Below are 16,373 nucleotides of genomic sequence, written 5' to 3'. Positions count from 1 at the left end.
ACCGCCCCGAATAATGAGGCCATGCGCAGCTACAGCCCTGACCTGACGCCCCCCTGGAAGAAGAAGCAGACCCCCGCGCCCGAGGTCGCCGCCGAGGCCGATCTCGTCGTGGAGGAGGTCTCCACCGGGTTCTGCGGAGCCGTGGTCCGCTGCGAGAAGACGGCCGAGGGGCCGACGGTCACCCTGGAGGACCGTTTCGGCAAGCACCGCGTCTTCCCGCTCGCGCCCCGCGGCTTCCTTCTTGAGGGCAAGGTGGTCACGCTCGTACGCCCCTCCGCGGCCGCCCCGGCCCGCACCGCCCGCACCGCGTCCGGATCGCTGGCGGTACCGGGCGCGCGGGCCCGGGTCGCGCGGGCGGGCCGGATCTATGTCGAGGGCCGCCACGACGCGGAACTGGTGGAGAAGGTGTGGGGCGACGACCTGCGCATCGAGGGCGTGGTCGTGGAGTACCTGGAGGGCATCGACGACCTCCCGGCGATCGTCGCCGAGTTCTCCCCCGGCCCGGACGCCCGCCTCGGTGTCCTGGTGGACCACCTGGTCCCGGGCTCGAAGGAGTCCCGCATCGCGGCGTCGGTGACGGACGCGGACGTTCTGATCGTCGGCCACCCGTACATCGACGTGTGGGAGGCGGTGAAACCGTCCTCGGTGGGCATCGCGGGGTGGCCGCGGGTGCCGCGCGGCGAGGACTGGAAGACGGGCGTTTGCCGGGCGCTTGGCTGGCCGGAGAACACGGGCGCCGCGTGGCAGCACGTCCTGTCGAAGGTGCGGTCGTACAAGGACCTGGATCCGTCGCTGCTGGGCTCGGTGGAGCACCTGATCGACTTCGTGACCGCGCCGTAGCCCTCCCCCACGCCCCGAGGCCGAAAACGGGCTACTTAAGGGGCGCGGGGAACTGCGCGAGAGCCACGCACGGCCCGAGGCCGAAGGCGGGGTTAGTGGCGCGGGGAACTGCGCGAGCAGCCACCCCCGCCCCGCTCAGTCCACCAGGTCCCGAACCACCGCATCCGCCAAAAGCCGACCGCGCAGGGTCAGAACGGCCCGCCCCGCCGCGAAGGACGCCGCGTCAAGCAGCCCCTCCTCCTCCGCGCGCCGCGCCGCCGCCAGGCCCGCCGGGTGCAGCAGGGTCAGGGGGCAGCCCTCGCGCAGGCGGAGTTCCAGGAGGATGCGTTCCACCCGGCGGTCCTCCGCGGCCAGGACCTCCCGGCCCGCGCCCGGCGAGCGCCCCGCCGCCAGCGCCGCCGCGTACGCGCCCGGGTGCTTCACGTTCCACCAGCGCACCCCGCCCACGTGGCTGTGCGCGCCCGGACCGGCGCCCCACCAGTCGGCGCCGCGCCAGTACAGCTCGTTGTGCAGGCAGCGGCCGGCCCCGGTGGTGGCCCAGTTCGACACCTCGTACCAGTCGAACCCGGCGGCCGACAGCACCTCGTCGGCGATGAGGTAGCGGTCCGCGTGCTCGTCGTCGTCCGTCATCGGCACCTCGCCGCGCCGGATCCGCCGGGCGAGCTGGGTGCCCTCCTCCACGATCAGGGCGTACGCGCTGATGTGGTCGGGGCCGGCGCCGACGGCCGCCGCGAGCGAGGCCCGCCAGTCCTCGTCGCTCTCACCCGGGGTGCCGTAGATCAGGTCCAGGTTGACGTGCTCGAAGCCCGCCGCCCGCGCCTCGGCGACGCACGCCTCGGGGCGGCCGGGCGTGTGGGTGCGGTCCAGGACCTTCAGGACGTGCTGACGGGCGCTCTGCATGCCGAAGGAGACCCGGTTGAAGCCGCCGGCCCGCAGCTCGGCCAGATACGCGGGGTCCACCGACTCGGGGTTCGCCTCGGTCGTGACCTCCGCGTCCTTCGCCAGGCCGAACTCGTCGCGTACCGCCGCGAGCATCCGCACCAGGTCGCCCGCGGCGAGCAGGGTGGGCGTGCCGCCGCCGACGAACACGGTGCGCACCGGTCGCGGGTCGTCGGCGAGCACCTTGCGGGCGAGACGGATCTCCTCGACGACCATGTCGGCGTAGTTGTCGCGGGAGGCGAGGACGCCGCCCTTGCCCACCAGCTCACTGGCCGTGTACGTGTTGAAGTCGCAGTAGCCGCAGCGCGTCGCGCAGTACGGAACGTGCAGGTAGAACCCGAGCGGCCGCTCCCCGGCGCCCTCCAGGGCATGGCGGGGCAGTGACCCGTCCTCGGGCATGGGCTCACCATCGGGCAGTACGGAAGGCATGCCCCCATTGTCCGGCACGCGCGGGGCTTCATCGCCCGGCCCCGATCCGGAGCACGAGCAGCGCCAGGTCGTCGGCGGGCGGGGTGTCGCCGAACTCGTACACCGCCTGCTTGATCCGCCCCGCCACCGCGGCCGCGGGCAGGCCGGCGCACCCGGCCAGGACCACGGCGAGCCCGTCGGCGTCGTCGAACAGGCGCGGTCCCGAGCGCCGCTCGGTCACCCCGTCCGTCACGCACAGCAGGGTGTCGCCGGGGGTCAGGTCGAGGCTCTCGCTCTCGTAGCGCGCCCCCTCGATGACGCCGAGCAGGATCTGCGGGACCGCGGCCGCCCGCACCGAGCCGTCGGGCCGCAGCAGCAGGGGCAGCGGATGTCCGGCGCTGGCCAGGGTGCAGCGCACCGAGCCGCCGCCGGCGTCCGGCACCAGCTCGCCGTACAGCAGGGAGAGGAAGCGGGACTGCGGGCCGTCGGCCTCCGCTGCGGGCCCCGCCGTCGCGAGGTGGACCGCCGCCCCGGCCGCCTCGGTGGCGTCGTCCACTAGCAGCTGGTTGAGCCGGTTGAGCACCTCGTGCACCGCGTACCCCTCGCGGGCGAGCAGCCGCAGCCAGGGCCGGGCGAGGCCGGTCACCACGGCGGCCTCGGGGCCGCTGCCCTGGACGTCGCCGAGCACGAAGCACCAGCGTCCGTCGGTGCCGGGGAACACGTCGTAGAAGTCGCCGCCCGCCAGTGCCTCGTTGCTCGGCTCGTACACGAAGGCGCTGTCGATGCCGGGGATCTCGGCGACCCGGCTGGGCAGCAGGCCGCGCTGGAGCACCCTGCTGATGGTGGCCTGCCGGGTGTACTTGCGGGCCGCGCCGATCGCGAGGGCCACCCGGCGCACGAAGTCCTCGATCAGGCCGGTGATCTCGCCGGGGATGTGCGTCACGCCGGCGCGGCCGATGAGCAGGGCGCCCACGTCGCGACCGCCCGCGACCAGGCGGTACGCCAACGCGGCGCCGTCCGTGCCGAGTTCGGCGGCCGCAGGCCAGGGCATCGGCACCGGCCCGCCGCGCGCGGCGGCGGGCAGCCTCGGCGGTTCCTTCTCGACGGCGGCCCGCAGCGGTTCGATGGCCGCCTCCTTCGCGTGCCAGACCCGGGCCAGGCGGGGCGCGAGAAGCGGGCCGCCCGCTTCCTCGTCGAGCCAGATGGCGCACCAGTCGGCGAGCCGGGGCACCAGGAGCTGTCCGGCGAGCGCCGCGATCAGGTCCTCGTCGAACTGTCCGGCCAGCAGGTCGGAGGCCTCGGCGAGGAAGGAGAGCGCGCCTCGGTGGATCCAGTCCCGGTCGGGACCACGTGGGGCGCGGCAAGGGGCGGGGGCCAGTATCCCGGCGGCGTGCAGGCCGCGTTGGAGCACTTCGTCGCGGTGGCCTCGTCGCGGTTCCGAAGGCTCGCCGACGTCGACGCGGAGGCGGGCCCAGACGGTTTTGCGCCCGGTGCGGTACGTGACCCCCCAGCATTCGGCGAGGGCGGCGACGATGTGCAGGCCGCGCCCGGACTCGTACGCGGTGAGATCCTCGCGGGCCCGCCGCGGTGCGCCGCGTACCGCACGGGAGGGGTGGTGGTCGCAGACCTCGATGACGAGAGCGGCGGGTTCCGTGGCGCCGCCGCTCTCCAGACGGCACAGCAGCTCGACCGTGGTGCCCGCGTGGACGACCGCGTTGGTGACGAGTTCATTGACGACGACAGCCGCCTCGGACCCGAACTCGACGGATATCGGCGGGACTTGACCAGCGGCGGACGGGCCGAGCCCGGCCCAGTCGGCGAGCACGGCCCTGATGAAGCGCCGGGCGGCGCCGGGGGCGAGCGCGTCGCCGGGCAGACTGGTGCGGGCGGTCGGGCAGGCGTCGGCGGCGGCCCGCGGTCCTGGCGCGGCGGGACCGGTCGGGCAGGCCTGGGCGGATGCCCGCGGTCCCGGCGCGGCGGATACGTCGGACAGCGCCTCGGCTTCGCCCGGCTCGTCGGAGCCGGGCGGCGGGACCAGGCGGTTCGGGCCCTCCCGCGGCCCTGGAAAGGATCCCACGATGCCGCTCCTGACGGGTTCTCGCATTGCACCGCTCACAGCATCGGGACAGTGACAGACTGAGCGGGCCCATTGGAGCCGAGTCATCGAAGTGGGCCCACATGAACAGAGACAGTGCTATGCCGTCGGCAGACGACGGCTGGGTCCGGGCTTCGGAGCTCCGCCCGCTGCTCGCGGCCATGACGGCTCTGCGCGACGGCGACTTCCGGGTGCGGCTCCAGGAGGTCCACGAGGGGCTGCCGGCCGAGCTGGCGGCGCTGTTCAACCAAGTGGCCGTGCGCAACCAGCACTTCACCGACGAGCTGATGCGGGTGCGCCGCGAGGTGGTCCGGCACGGACGGCTCGACGAGCGGCTCACGGCCAGTCCCGGGCAGGGCGCCTGGACCGCCGACATCGGGCACGCGAACACCCTGCTCGACGCCCTGGTGGTGCCTGCGGCGAACGCGACGCGTGTCCTGGACGCGGTGGCGGGCGGCGATCTGACCCAGCGGGTCGATCTGCACGACGGGAACCGGCAGTTGCGCGGCGATCTGCGCAGGCTCGGCCGGGCCGTCAACAAGATGGTCGACCAGCTGTCCCTGTTCACCGGCGAGGTGACCCGGGTGGCCCGCGAGGTCGGTACCGAGGGGCGGCTCGGCGGCCGGGCCAAGGTGCAGGGTCTGAGCGGGAGTTGGCGCGATGTCACGGAAGCCGTGAACACCATGGCTTCGCGGCTGACCGCGCAGGTACGCGACATCGCGGCGGTGACCACGGCGGTGGCGCGGGGCGATCTGACGCGTACGGTGACGGTCGAGGCGACGGGCGAGCTGCTCGAACTGAAGCTGACCGTGAACACGATGGTGGACCAGCTGTCCGCCTTCGCCGACGAGGTCACGCGCGTGGCCCGCGAGGTCGGCACCGAAGGTCAACTGGGCGGCCGGGCCCAGGTGCGGGGCGTATCCGGGGTCTGGAAGAACCTCACCGACAACGTCAACTTCATGGCCTCCAACCTGACCTCCCAGGTCCGCAACATCGCCCAGGTCACCACCGCCGTCGCCAACGGCGACCTGTCCCAGAAGATCACCGTCGACGCGCAGGGCGAGATCCTGGAGCTGAAGTCCACCATCAACACCATGGTCGACCAGCTCTCCGCCTTCGCCGACGAGGTCACGAGGGTCGCCCGCGAGGTCGGCACCGAAGGAAACCTCGGCGGCCGGGCCCAGGTGCGCGGGGTGTCGGGCGTCTGGAAGGACCTCACCGAGAACGTCAACTTCATGGCGGACAACCTCACTTCACAGGTCCGCAACATCGCCCTGGTGTCGACCGCCGTGGCCCAGGGCGACCTCGGCAAGAAGATCACGGTGGAGGCCAAGGGCGAGATCCTGGAGCTCAAGTCGACCATCAACACCATGGTCGACCAGCTCTCCGCCTTCGCCGACGAGGTCACGAGGGTCGCCCGCGAGGTCGGCACCGAAGGAAACCTCGGCGGTCAGGCCCAGGTGCGCGGGGTCTCCGGGGTCTGGAAGGACCTCACCGACAACGTCAACTTCATGGCCTCCAACCTGACCTCCCAGGTCCGCAACATTGCCCAGGTCACCACCGCCGTCGCCAACGGCGACCTGTCGAAGAAGATCACGGTGGACGCGCGGGGCGAGATCCTGGAACTCAAGGACACGGTCAACACGATGGTGGAGCAGTTGCGCGCCTTCGCCGACGAGGTGACCAGGGTGGCGCGCGAGGTCGGCACGGACGGCCGGCTCGGCGGGCGCGCCCAGGTGCTCGGGGTTTCCGGTGTGTGGAAGGACCTCACCGACAACGTCAACTACATGGCGGACAACCTGACCTCCCAGGTCCGCAACATCGCCCAGGTCGCCACGGCGGTGGCCCAGGGCGACCTGTCGAAGAAGATCGACGTGGACGCGCGCGGCGAGATCCTGGAGCTGAAGACCACCATCAACACCATGGTGGACACGCTGTCGTCGTTCTCCTCCGAGGTCACCCGGGTGGCCCGCGAGGTGGGCTCGGAGGGTCAGCTCGGCGGCCAGGCCCGGGTCGAGGGCGTGTACGGGACGTGGAAGCGCCTGACGACCAACGTCAACGAGCTGGCCCTGAACCTCACCACCCAGGTCCGCGCGATCGCCGAGGTCGCCTCGGCGGTCGCCCAGGGCGACATGTCGCGTTCGATCACCGTGGAGACCCGGGGCGAGGTCTCCGAGCTGAAGGACAACATCAACCTGATGGTGTCCAATCTGCGCGAGACGACCCGCGCCAAGGACTGGCTGGAGTCCAACCTGGCCCGCCTGGCGGGGCTCATGCAGGGTCACCGGGACCTGATGGAGGTCGCCGACCTGATCCTTCGCGAGCTGACGCCGCTGGTGAACGCCCAGTACGGCGCGTTCTTCCTCGCCGACCCCGACAGCGAGGGCGCGCCCTCGCGGATCACCAGCGCCACCAAGGGGCTGGCCTTCATCGCCGGGTACGGCTCGGCGCAGGGCGCCACGGTGGACACCACCGGCATGCCGGGGCACGGCCTGGTCCGGCAGGCGGCCCTGGAGAAGAAGCGGATCCTGCTCGAAGAGGCCCCACCGGACTACATCAAGATCAACTCGGGGCTCGGCGAGGCCTCGCCCGCCAGCGTCGTCATCATCCCGATCCTCTTCGAGGACAAGCTGCTCGGCGTCATCGAGCTGGCGTCCTTCTCCCGCTTCTCGGACGTCCACCTGGCCTTCTTCGACCAGTTCGTGAACACCATCGGCGTCGCGATCAACACCATCATCGCCAACTCCCGTACGGAGTCGCTGCTCAGCGAGTCCCAGCGGCTGGCGGTCCAGCTCCAGGAGCGTTCCGACGAACTCCAGCGCCAACAGGCCGAGTTGCAGCGCTCGAACGCCGAGCTGGAGGAGAAGGCGGCCCTGCTCGCGACCAGCTCCCAGTACAAGTCGGAGTTCCTGGCGAACATGTCCCACGAGCTGCGCACCCCGCTCAACTCGCTGCTCATCCTCGCCCGGCTGCTCGCCGACAACCCGGATGCCCATCTGTCCGAGCAGGAGGTGCAGTTCGCGTCCACGATCCATCGCTCCGGCTCGGACCTGCTGCAACTGATCAACGACATCCTCGACCTGTCGAAGATCGAGGCGGGGCGCATGGACGTCCGCCCCAAGAAGCTCCCGCTGATCAAGGTGCTCGACTACGTCCACGCCACCTTCCGCCCCATCACCCTCGATCGCGGTCTCGCCTTCGACGTGGCCGTGGGTGAGGACGTGCCGCGCGAGATGTACTGCGACGAACAGCGCCTCCAGCAGATCCTGCGCAACCTGCTGTCCAACGCGATCAAGTTCACCTCCTCGGGCCGGGTGGAGCTGCGCGTCAAGCGCGTCAGGAACGCGGCCGGCGCGGCGGCGCACGGCGGCGAGGACCAGGTGGCCTTCGTCGTCAAGGACACCGGCATCGGCATCGCGCATGAGAAACTCCCGGTGATCTTCGAGGCGTTCCAACAGGCCGACGGCACCACCAACCGCAAGTACGGCGGCACCGGCCTCGGCCTGTCCATCAGCCGTGAGATCGCCAGGCTGCTGGGCGGCCGCATCGCCGCCGAGAGCGAGTTGGGCCGCGGCTCCACCTTCACCCTGTACGTCCCCGTCCTCTATCCGGGGCACTTGCCCGGCGACGCCGAGCAGTCCGACCCGGCGCTCACCCTCGACGGCTCCGACCGGTTCACCAGCGAGCACGTACTGCTGCCCGACCAGGACGACGGCTGGCCCACCGCCACCAGGCTGGAGCAGTGGAAGGGCGGCCGGGCCGGTCAAGTCCTGCCGGGGCGGCGGGTGTTGATCGTCGACGACGACATCCGCAACGTCTTCGCGCTCACCCATGTCCTGGGCCGCGTCGGCATGCCGGTCCTGTACGCGGAGAACGGACGGGAGGGCATCGAGATCCTGGAGCGCAACCCGGACATCGAGCTCATCCTGATGGACATCATGATGCCGGAGATGGACGGCTACGAGACGATCGAGGCGATCCGGCGCAGCCCGCTGTGGACCGATCTGCCGATCATCGCGCTCACCGCGAAGGCGATGCCCGGCGACCGCGAGAAGTCGATAGCCCAGGGCGCCAACGACTACGTGCCCAAGCCCGTCGACGTGGACCGGCTGCTCAGCGTGGTCTGCGCCCTTCTGGACCCCGAGGGCCCGGCGCAGGACGACGAAACCCCGCCCGTCCCCGAGCAGCGCAGCGACACCGGGGAAAGGGAAGCCGCCTCACCGAGCCCGCGAGGCGACCGGGCATGAGCACTCGGGCACCATTCCACGATGGTGCGAGCATCCTCCTCGTCGACGACATGGAGGACAACCTGATCGCCCTGGAGGCCGTCCTCGGCTCCCTCAACGAGCCTTTGGTACGGGCCCGTTCGGGCGAGGAGGCGATGAAGGCGCTGCTGCGGCAGAAGTTCGCGGTGGTCCTGCTCGACGTGCGGATGCCGGGCATGGACGGCTTCGAGACCGCCTCGAACATCAAGCGGCTCGACCAGACGAAGAACGTGCCGATCATCTTCCTGACCGGCAGCGACGACGACGGCTACGCCTTCCGCGGGTACGCGACGGGCGCGGCGGACTTCCTCACCAAGCCCTTCGACCCCTGGGTGCTGCGCGCCAAGGTGAACGTCTTCCTCGAACTGCACCGTAAGAACCGGCAGTTGGAGCGGATGCTGACGGACGAGCAGCGCCGGTTCGACGAGATCGCCGAGCGGCTCACCGCGATCGAGGAGCAGCTGGCCCGGGGAGAGCTGGGCGAGGTGGCGGAGCTGCGCCACCGGATGGCTCGCCTTCACGACGCGCTGCGTGCCCTCGGGCGGGCTCGCAGCACCCCGTGAACGGCCCGCTCAGGCCTCGCGTGAGCCCGCGTACATCTCCTCGATCAGCGGGCGGTACTCGCGCTCCACCACCGGTCGCTTCAGCTTCAGACTGGGGGTCAGCTCGCCGTGCTCCACGTCCAGGTCGCGCGGAAGGAGCCGGAACTTCTTGATCGTCTGCCAGCGCTGGAGCCCCTCGTTGAGACGGGCCACATAGCCCTCGATGAGCTCCGCCGTGCGCGGGGCCGCCACGACGTCGGCGTACGAACCCGCGATGCCCTGCTCCTTGGCCCAGCCGAGGATCGTCGGTTCGTCCAGGGAGATCAGGGCGGTGCAGAAGTTCCGGTCGGCACCGTGCACCAGGATGTTGGAGACGAACGGGCAGACCGCCTTGAACTGGCCCTCGACCTCGGCCGGCGCGATGTACTTGCCGCCCGACGTCTTGATGAGGTCCTTCTTGCGGTCGGTGATGCGCAGGTAGCCGTCGGCGGACAGCTCGCCGATGTCGCCGGTGTGGAACCAGCCGTCGGGCTCCAGGACTTCGGCGGTCTTCTCGGGCAGCCCGTGGTAGCCCTGCATGATGCCGGGGCTGCGCAGCAGGATCTCGCCGTCGTCCGCGATCCGCACCTCGGTGCCGGGCAGCGGCTTGCCGACGGTGCCGGTGCGGTAGGCCTCGCCCGGGTTGACGAAGGAGGCGGCCGAGGACTCGGTGAGGCCGTAGCCCTCCAGGATGTGGATGCCGGCGCCGGCGAAGAAGAAGCCGATCTCGGGCGCGAGCGCCGCCGAGCCGGAGACACAGGCCCGCAGCCGCCCGCCGAACGCCTCACGGATCTTGCTGTACACCAGCGCGTCCGCGACCTTGTGCTTGGCTGCGAGGGCGAAGGGCGCTCCGGGCCGCCCGGTGCGGCGGAAGTTGTCCTGGCTGACCTTCGCGTACTCGCGGGCCACCCCGGCCGCCCACTGGAAGATCTTGTACTTGGCCCCGCCGCCCTCGCGGGCCTTGCCCGCGACGCCGTTGTAGACCTTTTCGAAGATGCGGGGCACCGCTGCCATGTAGGTCGGCTGGACCACCGGCAGATTCTCGATGATCTTGTCGATCCGGCCGTCGACCGCCGTCACGTGGCCGGCCTCGATCTGGCCGGAGGTCAGCACCTTGCCGAAGACGTGCGCGAGCGGCAGCCAGAGGTACTGCACGTCCTCGCTGGTGATCAGACCGGTCGCGACGGTCGCCTTGGCCATGTACGACCAGTTGTCGTGCGGCAGCCGTACGCCCTTGGGCTTGCCCGTGGTGCCGGAGGTGTAGATGAGGGTGGCGAGCTGGTCGGCGGTGATGGCCGCGATCCGCTCCTTGACCGCCTCGGGGTGCTTCTCCAGATGGGCGGCGCCGCGTGCTTCCAGCTCGGCGAGGCTGAGCACCCAGCCCTCCGGGTCGCCCTCGGCGGGCCCGGCACCCACCGGGTCGAGGACCACGACGTGCTTCAGGTGCGGCAGCTCGGCCCGGCGCTCGCGGGCCTTGGCCAGCTGGGCGGCGTCCTCCGCGATCAGCACCCGGCTCTCGGAGTCGGCCAGGATGAACGCCGACTCCTCGGCGTTGGTGGAGGGGTAGATCGTGGTCGTGGCGGCACCCGCGCACATCACCCCGAGGTCGGCCAGGATCCACTCGACCCGGGTGGAGGAGGCGAGCGCGACCCGCTCCTCGGCCCGCACGCCGAGGTCGGCGAGGCCCGCGGCGATCGCGTAGACGCGTTCGGCGGCCTGGGCCCAGCTCAGCGACTTCCACTCGTCGGGGACGTGGCCCGCGGCCACCACCGGGTAGCGGTAGGCCTCCGCGTCCGGCGTGGCGTCCACGCGCTGGACGAAGAGGGCCGCCACGGACGGCGGCCGGTTCTCGATCAAGGTCTGTGTGTCGCTCACGACGTCCTCCGGGCTGGCCTGCGGCAAGGCTGCACGACTGCTGGTGGTCCGAGTGCTCTCTGGCTTCCGACGCTTGTTTAACTGGCGAGTAACCATCGGGCCGTGATCAGAGTAGAGCGCCTCCGCCCGGTGCGTAAGGGGCAATGAACAGTAGTTTCATAACGAACGGACCCCCGTGCGAAGGCGCGGGGGTCCGTTGTGGCGGTGGTGCGAAGAGCCGGTGATCGCGGGCGTACTACTTCTTCTTACCGCCCGAGTCGTCGCTGGAGAGCACGGCGATGAAGGCCTCCTGGGGGACCTCCACGGAGCCCACCATCTTCATCCGCTTCTTGCCCTCCTTCTGCTTTTCGAGCAGCTTGCGCTTACGCGAGATGTCGCCGCCGTAGCACTTGGCGAGGACGTCCTTGCGGATGGCGCGGATCGTCTCGCGGGCGATGACCCGGGAGCCGATCGCCGCCTGGACGGGCACCTCGAAGGCCTGGCGCGGGATGAGCTCGCGCAGCTTGGCGACCAGGCGCACGCCGTAGGCGTAGGCCGCGTCCTTGTGGCAGACGGCGGAGAACGCGTCGACCTTGTCGCCGTGCAGCAGGATGTCGACCTTGACCAGGCTCGCGGCCTGCTCGCCGGTGGGCTCGTAGTCGAGCGAGGCGTAACCGCGCGTCTTGGACTTCAGCTGGTCGAAGAAGTCGAAGACGATCTCCGCGAGCGGCAGGGTGTAGCGGATCTCGACCCGGTCCTCGGAGAGGTAGTCCATGCCGAGCAGGGTGCCGCGGCGGGTCTGGCAGAGCTCCATGATCGAGCCGATGAACTCCGACGGCGCGAGGATGGTGGCCCGTACGACCGGCTCGTACACGTCCGAGATCTTGCCCTCGGGGAACTCGCTCGGGTTGGTGACCGTGACCTCCTTGCCGTCCTCCAGGACGACCCGGTAGACCACGTTGGGCGCGGTCGCGATCAGGTCGAGGTTGAACTCGCGCTCCAGGCGCTCGCGGATCACGTCCAGGTGCAGCAGGCCGAGGAAGCCGACGCGGAAGCCGAAGCCGAGCGCGGCCGAGGTCTCCGGCTCGTACACCAGGGCGGCGTCGTTGAGCTGGAGCTTGTCGAGGGCTTCGCGCAGGTCCGGGTAGTCCGAGCCGTCCAGCGGATACAGACCGGAGAAGACCATCGGCTTCGGGTCCTTGTAACCGCCGAGCGCTTCGGTGGCGCCGTTGTGCAGGCTGGTGATGGTGTCACCGACCTTGGACTGACGGACGTCCTTCACGCCGGTGATGATGTAGCCCACCTCGCCGACGCCGATGCCGTCGGCCGGGGTCATCTCGGGGGACGAGACGCCGATCTCAAGGAGCTCGTGGGTGGCGCCGGTCGACATCATGCGGATGCGCTCGCGCTTGTTGAGCTGGCCGTCGACCACTCGGACGTAGGTGACGACACCGCGGTACGAGTCGTAGACGGAGTCGAAGATCATCGCGCGGGCCGGCGCGTCGGCCACGCCGACCGGGGCGGGCACGTCGCGGACCACCCGGTCCAGGAGCGCGTCCACGCCGACGCCGGTCTTCGCGGAGACCTTGAGCACGTCCTCGGGCTGGCAGCCGATGAGGTTCGCGAGCTCCTCGGAGAACTTCTCCGGCTGGGCGGCCGGCAGGTCGATCTTGTTGAGCACCGGGACGATGGTGAGGTCGTTCTCCATCGCGAGGTACAGGTTGGCCAGCGTCTGCGCCTCGATGCCCTGGGCCGCGTCCACCAGCAGGACGGTGCCCTCGCAGGCGGCGAGCGAGCGGGACACCTCGTACGTGAAGTCCACGTGGCCCGGAGTGTCGATCATGTTCAGGATGTGGGCCCGGCCCTGGTCGGGGCCTTCGGTGGGGGCCCACGGCAGCCGGACCGCCTGGCTCTTGATCGTGATGCCGCGCTCGCGCTCGATGTCCATCCGGTCGAGGTACTGGGAGCGCATCTGCCGCTGGTCGACCACGCCGGTCAGCTGGAGCATCCGGTCGGCAAGGGTCGACTTGCCGTGGTCGATGTGCGCGATGATGCAGAAGTTGCGGATCAGCGCCGGGTCGGTACGGCTCGGCTCGGGCACGTTGGGAGGAGTCGCGGGCACGCAGGGTCCTGATTCTTGAGACGCGCGGTCGAATCGCGGCGCCTCGTCTCGGGTCGACGACGGTTCGATACGTAAGTAGCAGCCTCTATGGTCCCACGCCTGCGGGCCTGTGCTCGGTTTGGGCTGGTCGGGGGGCGGCTGGTAACGTGGACAGCTGTGTCTCGTCACCCTTGTGGCGGCGGGGCGCGACCTAAGATCGAATCATCGAACCTGCAAAGGCTCTTTCGTGGCGAACATCAAGTCCCAGATCAAGCGGAACAAGACGAACGAGAAGGCGCGCCTGCGCAACAAGGCCGTCAAGTCCTCGCTCAAGACCGCGATCCGCAAGGCTCGCGAGGCTGTCGCGGCCGGTGACCTCGAGAAGGCCACCGTGGCCGCTCGCGAGGCCTCCAAGAAGCTCGACAAGGCCGTCAGCAAGGGCGTCATCCACAAGAACGCCGCCGCCAACAAGAAGTCGGCGCTGGCGCACAAGGTTGCCGCCCTCCAGGGCTAAGACTCAACCGCTTCATCTGATCGACCCGCCCGACGGGATCCAGCGGCCCCTCTACCGCTCCCGGACGGCAGCTCAGTGCCGCGCGCGGACGCGTTCGCCACGCGGGCGCGGCGCTACCCAGAAGTAACACGAAGGCCCCGTTCCCGTCCTTCCCCAGGACGGAACGGGGCCTTCGTGCTGCCCGCGGGCCGTTCAGCGGGCGCGGCCGTTCAGCGGGCGCGGCCGACCAGATCGACGACCTCGCCGAGGAAACCCTCGTCGAGCATGGTCGCGACCGCGGTGTCGCCCTCGTCCTGGAGGCCCGTGTCGTGGCAGGCGACGCCCACCAGATAACCGCCGTCCAGTTCGAAGGTGGAGAACGCCCACTCGCCGTGCGAGGCGGGCTCCCCCTGCGGGGTGAGCAGGGTGGTGGCGTCCGCGTCGAAGCCGAACTGGGTGAAGCCCATCCGCATGCCCTGGCCGAGCGCCTTGGTGTACGCCTCCTTCAGCGTCCAGGTGCGCACCAGGCGGCGCTGCTGCTCGGCCTCGTCCAGCGCGCCGAGCCAGCGGCGCTCGGCGGGGGTGCACAGATGGCGCTGGACCGCGGAGTACTGGATGCGGCGGTCGGCGAGCTCGGTGTCGACGCCGACCCGGCCGCGCCGGTTGAGGCCCACCACCAGCAGGTCCCCGGTGTGGCTGAGGCTGACCTCGATCTGGTCGCAGCCGCGCAGATAGGGGCGCCCGCCCGCCTTGGAGGCGAGCTCCACGGTCTCGGGCGGGGTTTGCAGGGCCGCGCCCGCGGTGTATTTGACCAGCAGCCGGGAGGCCGCGAAGCGGTCGCGGGCCTCGGGGTCGGGGAGGTTGTTGAGGCGATGCCAGTCGCGGGCGCCGAGCAGCGGGCGCAACTGGGGGTCGGCGACGGCCGCCGGCAGCCAGTCCCGCCAGCTCGCGTGGACCACCACATGGCCGTGCCAGGCCATCGACTGCCGCACTCTGCTCCAGGGGCTGTCCGGTCCCGGCATCAGAAGGGGTTCGGCGATGCCCGTCCTTTTGAGGGGGCTCATGGGGTACCTGCTTCCGCCAGAGGCGCGTCGTGAAGATCGAAACTGCGGCCGGCGCGGAAACGTGCCAGCAGCTCCTCCGCGACCCGGTCGACGCAGTCCGGTGGCGGCGGAGGAAGAGTGAGGCCCAGGCGGCGCCCGTAGCGGTGCAGGGCGAGCACCAGCCAGGCGGGATCGGCGAGGAAGGTGGCGGTGGGGCGGTGGTGCTCCCAGGTGGCGAGGGCCGCGCCGGCCGCGGACAGTACGGAGTGGCGGTCGGCGAGCGCGGCGGTGGCGGGGCTCGCGAGGGCGGCCCGGTCGCCGGGTTCGATGCCGAGGCAGGCCTCGCGCACGGCGAGCAGATCGGCGTGGAAAGCGGCGGCCATCGTACGGAGCACGTTCGCGTACGGGTCCTCGTCACGGGAGTCGGCGAGGCGGCCGGCGCACGCGGTGAGGGAGGCGGCCAGGAAGTCGCCGCCGCCCGCGACTTCGAGACCGCCGAGGTCGAGGTGGGGCACGGGTTCGGCGGTGCGGAAAAGGGCGGCGGGCGGTTCGGCCTCCCGACCCCAGAAGTCCCTTGCCAAAAGCGGCAGTTGGGGGATCACCACGGCCTGACAGGAGGCGGTTCCGGCGTGGCCGAGGCCGGCGGCCGGCAGATCGCGGAGCAGCTTGCCGAGCATGCCCTGGTCGGTGTCGCGGCTGTAGCCGCCGGCGCCGAGCACGGTGGCCAGCTCCTCCAGGTCGTCCCTGAGCAGATCCGGTACGAGGTACTTGAGTTCGGCGGCGGCCAGATGGGCGGCGCCGGGCAGCAGGGACAGCGCGCGCAGCACGGCGGTGGCCATGGCGTCGCCCGCGAGGAGATCGGCGAACACCCCGGCGAGCACGCCGCGTTGGCGTCTGCCGAGGGTGCCACCGGCGAGCGCGGCCCGCACCGCGGCGCGCAGCACGGTGTCCACCGAGGCGAGCACCGCGCCGGTGATCAGGGTGCGGTTGAGCTGGAAGGTGCGCAGGGAAAGGCGGACGCCCGCGCCGGGTTCACCGACCAGCGCGCCGCCCGGTACCTCGCACTCGTCGAACTCGTACCCGGCGAAGCGGCAGCCCCGCATGCCCGTGGTGGGGCGGCGGCGTAGCAACCGCACGCCGTCGGGCGGGAGTTGGCCGGGGTCGAGCAGGAACACCGAGTGGGACGCGGGGCCCGGGGCCGGGTCGGTGCGGACGTAGGCGACGATGGCGCCCGCGCGTTCGGCGTTGATGACGACGTCCTTGCGGCCGTCCAGGACGTAGCCGTCGGAGTACTGCATGGCGGTGAGTTCGCCGCGCAGCATCGCGGTGCCGTGGGCGAGCGAGCGGTGCACGATGGCCGCCCGGCCGCCCGAGGCGAGCAGGCGGGCCACGCTCTCGCGCTGGCTCGCGCAGCCCGCGGCGAACACCGGGGCGGCCGCGAACAGCGAGGTGATGCCGTAGCCGAAGGCGAGGGCGACGTCGCGGCGGAACACCGGTCGCAGCATGCGCATCAGCTGGTCGGCGTCACGCAGCCGCCCCCCGAGCGCGACCGGCACGAGCTCGGCGCCGAAGCCCTCGCCGTCAAGCAACTCCTCGGCGGCGGCGAGGAGTTCACCGTCGCCGTCGGCGGCGAGCAGGGCCGAGAAGCCCAGCGGGTTCGCCGGGTCGCAGGGGTCGCCGAAGCGGAATTCGAGCCGCTCGGCACGGCGGCGTACGTCCGGGGCGGCGACCCGGACGGCGGTGTCGGGCATGGG

General features: G+C 71.0%; 10 protein-coding genes. 4 read left to right on the top strand and 6 right to left on the bottom strand.

The features are described from left to right. The first annotated feature begins 21 nt into the window (after positions 1–21). Positions 22–840, top strand: coding sequence for a DUF3097 domain-containing protein (locus OG522_RS25235; RefSeq protein ID WP_329465275.1), 819 nt, complete (start codon positions 22–24; stop codon positions 838–840). A gap of 135 nt (positions 841–975) precedes the next feature. Here the strand turns inward: OG522_RS25235 and hemW are convergent, their stop codons facing one another. Both hemW and OG522_RS25225 read right to left on the bottom strand, forming a co-directional pair. After that, positions 976–2,208, bottom strand: a complete 1,233-nt coding sequence (hemW, locus tag OG522_RS25230) for a radical SAM family heme chaperone HemW (RefSeq protein WP_329465274.1) — start codon at positions 2,206–2,208, stop codon at positions 976–978. A gap of 28 nt (positions 2,209–2,236) precedes the next feature. Beyond that, the gene (locus OG522_RS25225; protein WP_443074748.1) at positions 2,237–4,351 is read right to left on the bottom strand and encodes a SpoIIE family protein phosphatase; all 2,115 of its coding nucleotides are present in this window, start codon (positions 4,349–4,351) and stop codon (positions 2,237–2,239) included. A gap of 92 nt (positions 4,352–4,443) precedes the next feature. Here OG522_RS25225 and OG522_RS25220 point away from each other — a divergent pair, with 92 nt between their 5' ends. Both OG522_RS25220 and OG522_RS25215 read left to right on the top strand, forming a co-directional pair. Continuing rightward, on the top strand, positions 4,444–8,529 hold the full coding sequence (locus tag OG522_RS25220) for a HAMP domain-containing protein (protein ID WP_443074842.1): 4,086 nt from the start codon (positions 4,444–4,446) through the stop codon (positions 8,527–8,529). Further along, on the top strand, positions 8,526–9,110 hold the full coding sequence (locus tag OG522_RS25215; protein ID WP_329465271.1) for a response regulator: 585 nt from the start codon (positions 8,526–8,528) through the stop codon (positions 9,108–9,110). Before OG522_RS25220 ends, OG522_RS25215 begins: the two co-directional genes overlap by 4 nt. Positions 9,111–9,119: 9 nt before the next feature. Here the strand turns inward: OG522_RS25215 and OG522_RS25210 are convergent, their stop codons facing one another. Beyond that, complete coding sequence (locus OG522_RS25210; protein WP_329465270.1) at positions 9,120–11,003, bottom strand: AMP-dependent synthetase/ligase; 1,884 nt, start codon at positions 11,001–11,003, stop codon at positions 9,120–9,122. A 235-nt stretch (positions 11,004–11,238) separates the two neighbouring features. Continuing rightward, on the bottom strand, positions 11,239–13,104 hold the full coding sequence (gene lepA, locus OG522_RS25205; protein ID WP_329465269.1) for a translation elongation factor 4: 1,866 nt from the start codon (positions 13,102–13,104) through the stop codon (positions 11,239–11,241). 226 nt (positions 13,105–13,330) lie between these two features. On the opposite strand from lepA, the gene rpsT reads away from it, so the two are divergent. Then, positions 13,331–13,597 (top strand): 30S ribosomal protein S20, encoded by a 267-nt coding sequence (rpsT, locus tag OG522_RS25200; RefSeq protein ID WP_329465268.1) that lies wholly within the window; start codon positions 13,331–13,333, stop codon positions 13,595–13,597. A gap of 209 nt (positions 13,598–13,806) precedes the next feature. Here rpsT and OG522_RS25195 read toward each other — a convergent pair whose 3' ends face one another. Both OG522_RS25195 and OG522_RS25190 read right to left on the bottom strand, forming a co-directional pair. Continuing rightward, the gene (locus OG522_RS25195; protein ID WP_329465267.1) at positions 13,807–14,640 is read right to left on the bottom strand and encodes a 4'-phosphopantetheinyl transferase family protein; all 834 of its coding nucleotides are present in this window, start codon (positions 14,638–14,640) and stop codon (positions 13,807–13,809) included. After that, on the bottom strand, positions 14,637–16,370 hold the full coding sequence (locus OG522_RS25190) for an acyl-CoA dehydrogenase (protein ID WP_329465266.1): 1,734 nt from the start codon (positions 16,368–16,370) through the stop codon (positions 14,637–14,639). Before OG522_RS25190 ends, OG522_RS25195 begins: the two co-directional genes overlap by 4 nt. Positions 16,371–16,373: the final 3 nt, after the last annotated feature.

Source organism: Streptomyces sp. NBC_01431, from assembly GCF_036231355.1.
Taxonomy (GTDB): Bacteria; Actinomycetota; Actinomycetes; order Streptomycetales; family Streptomycetaceae; genus Streptomyces.
This window is presented reverse-complemented; position numbering and strand designations above follow the sequence as displayed.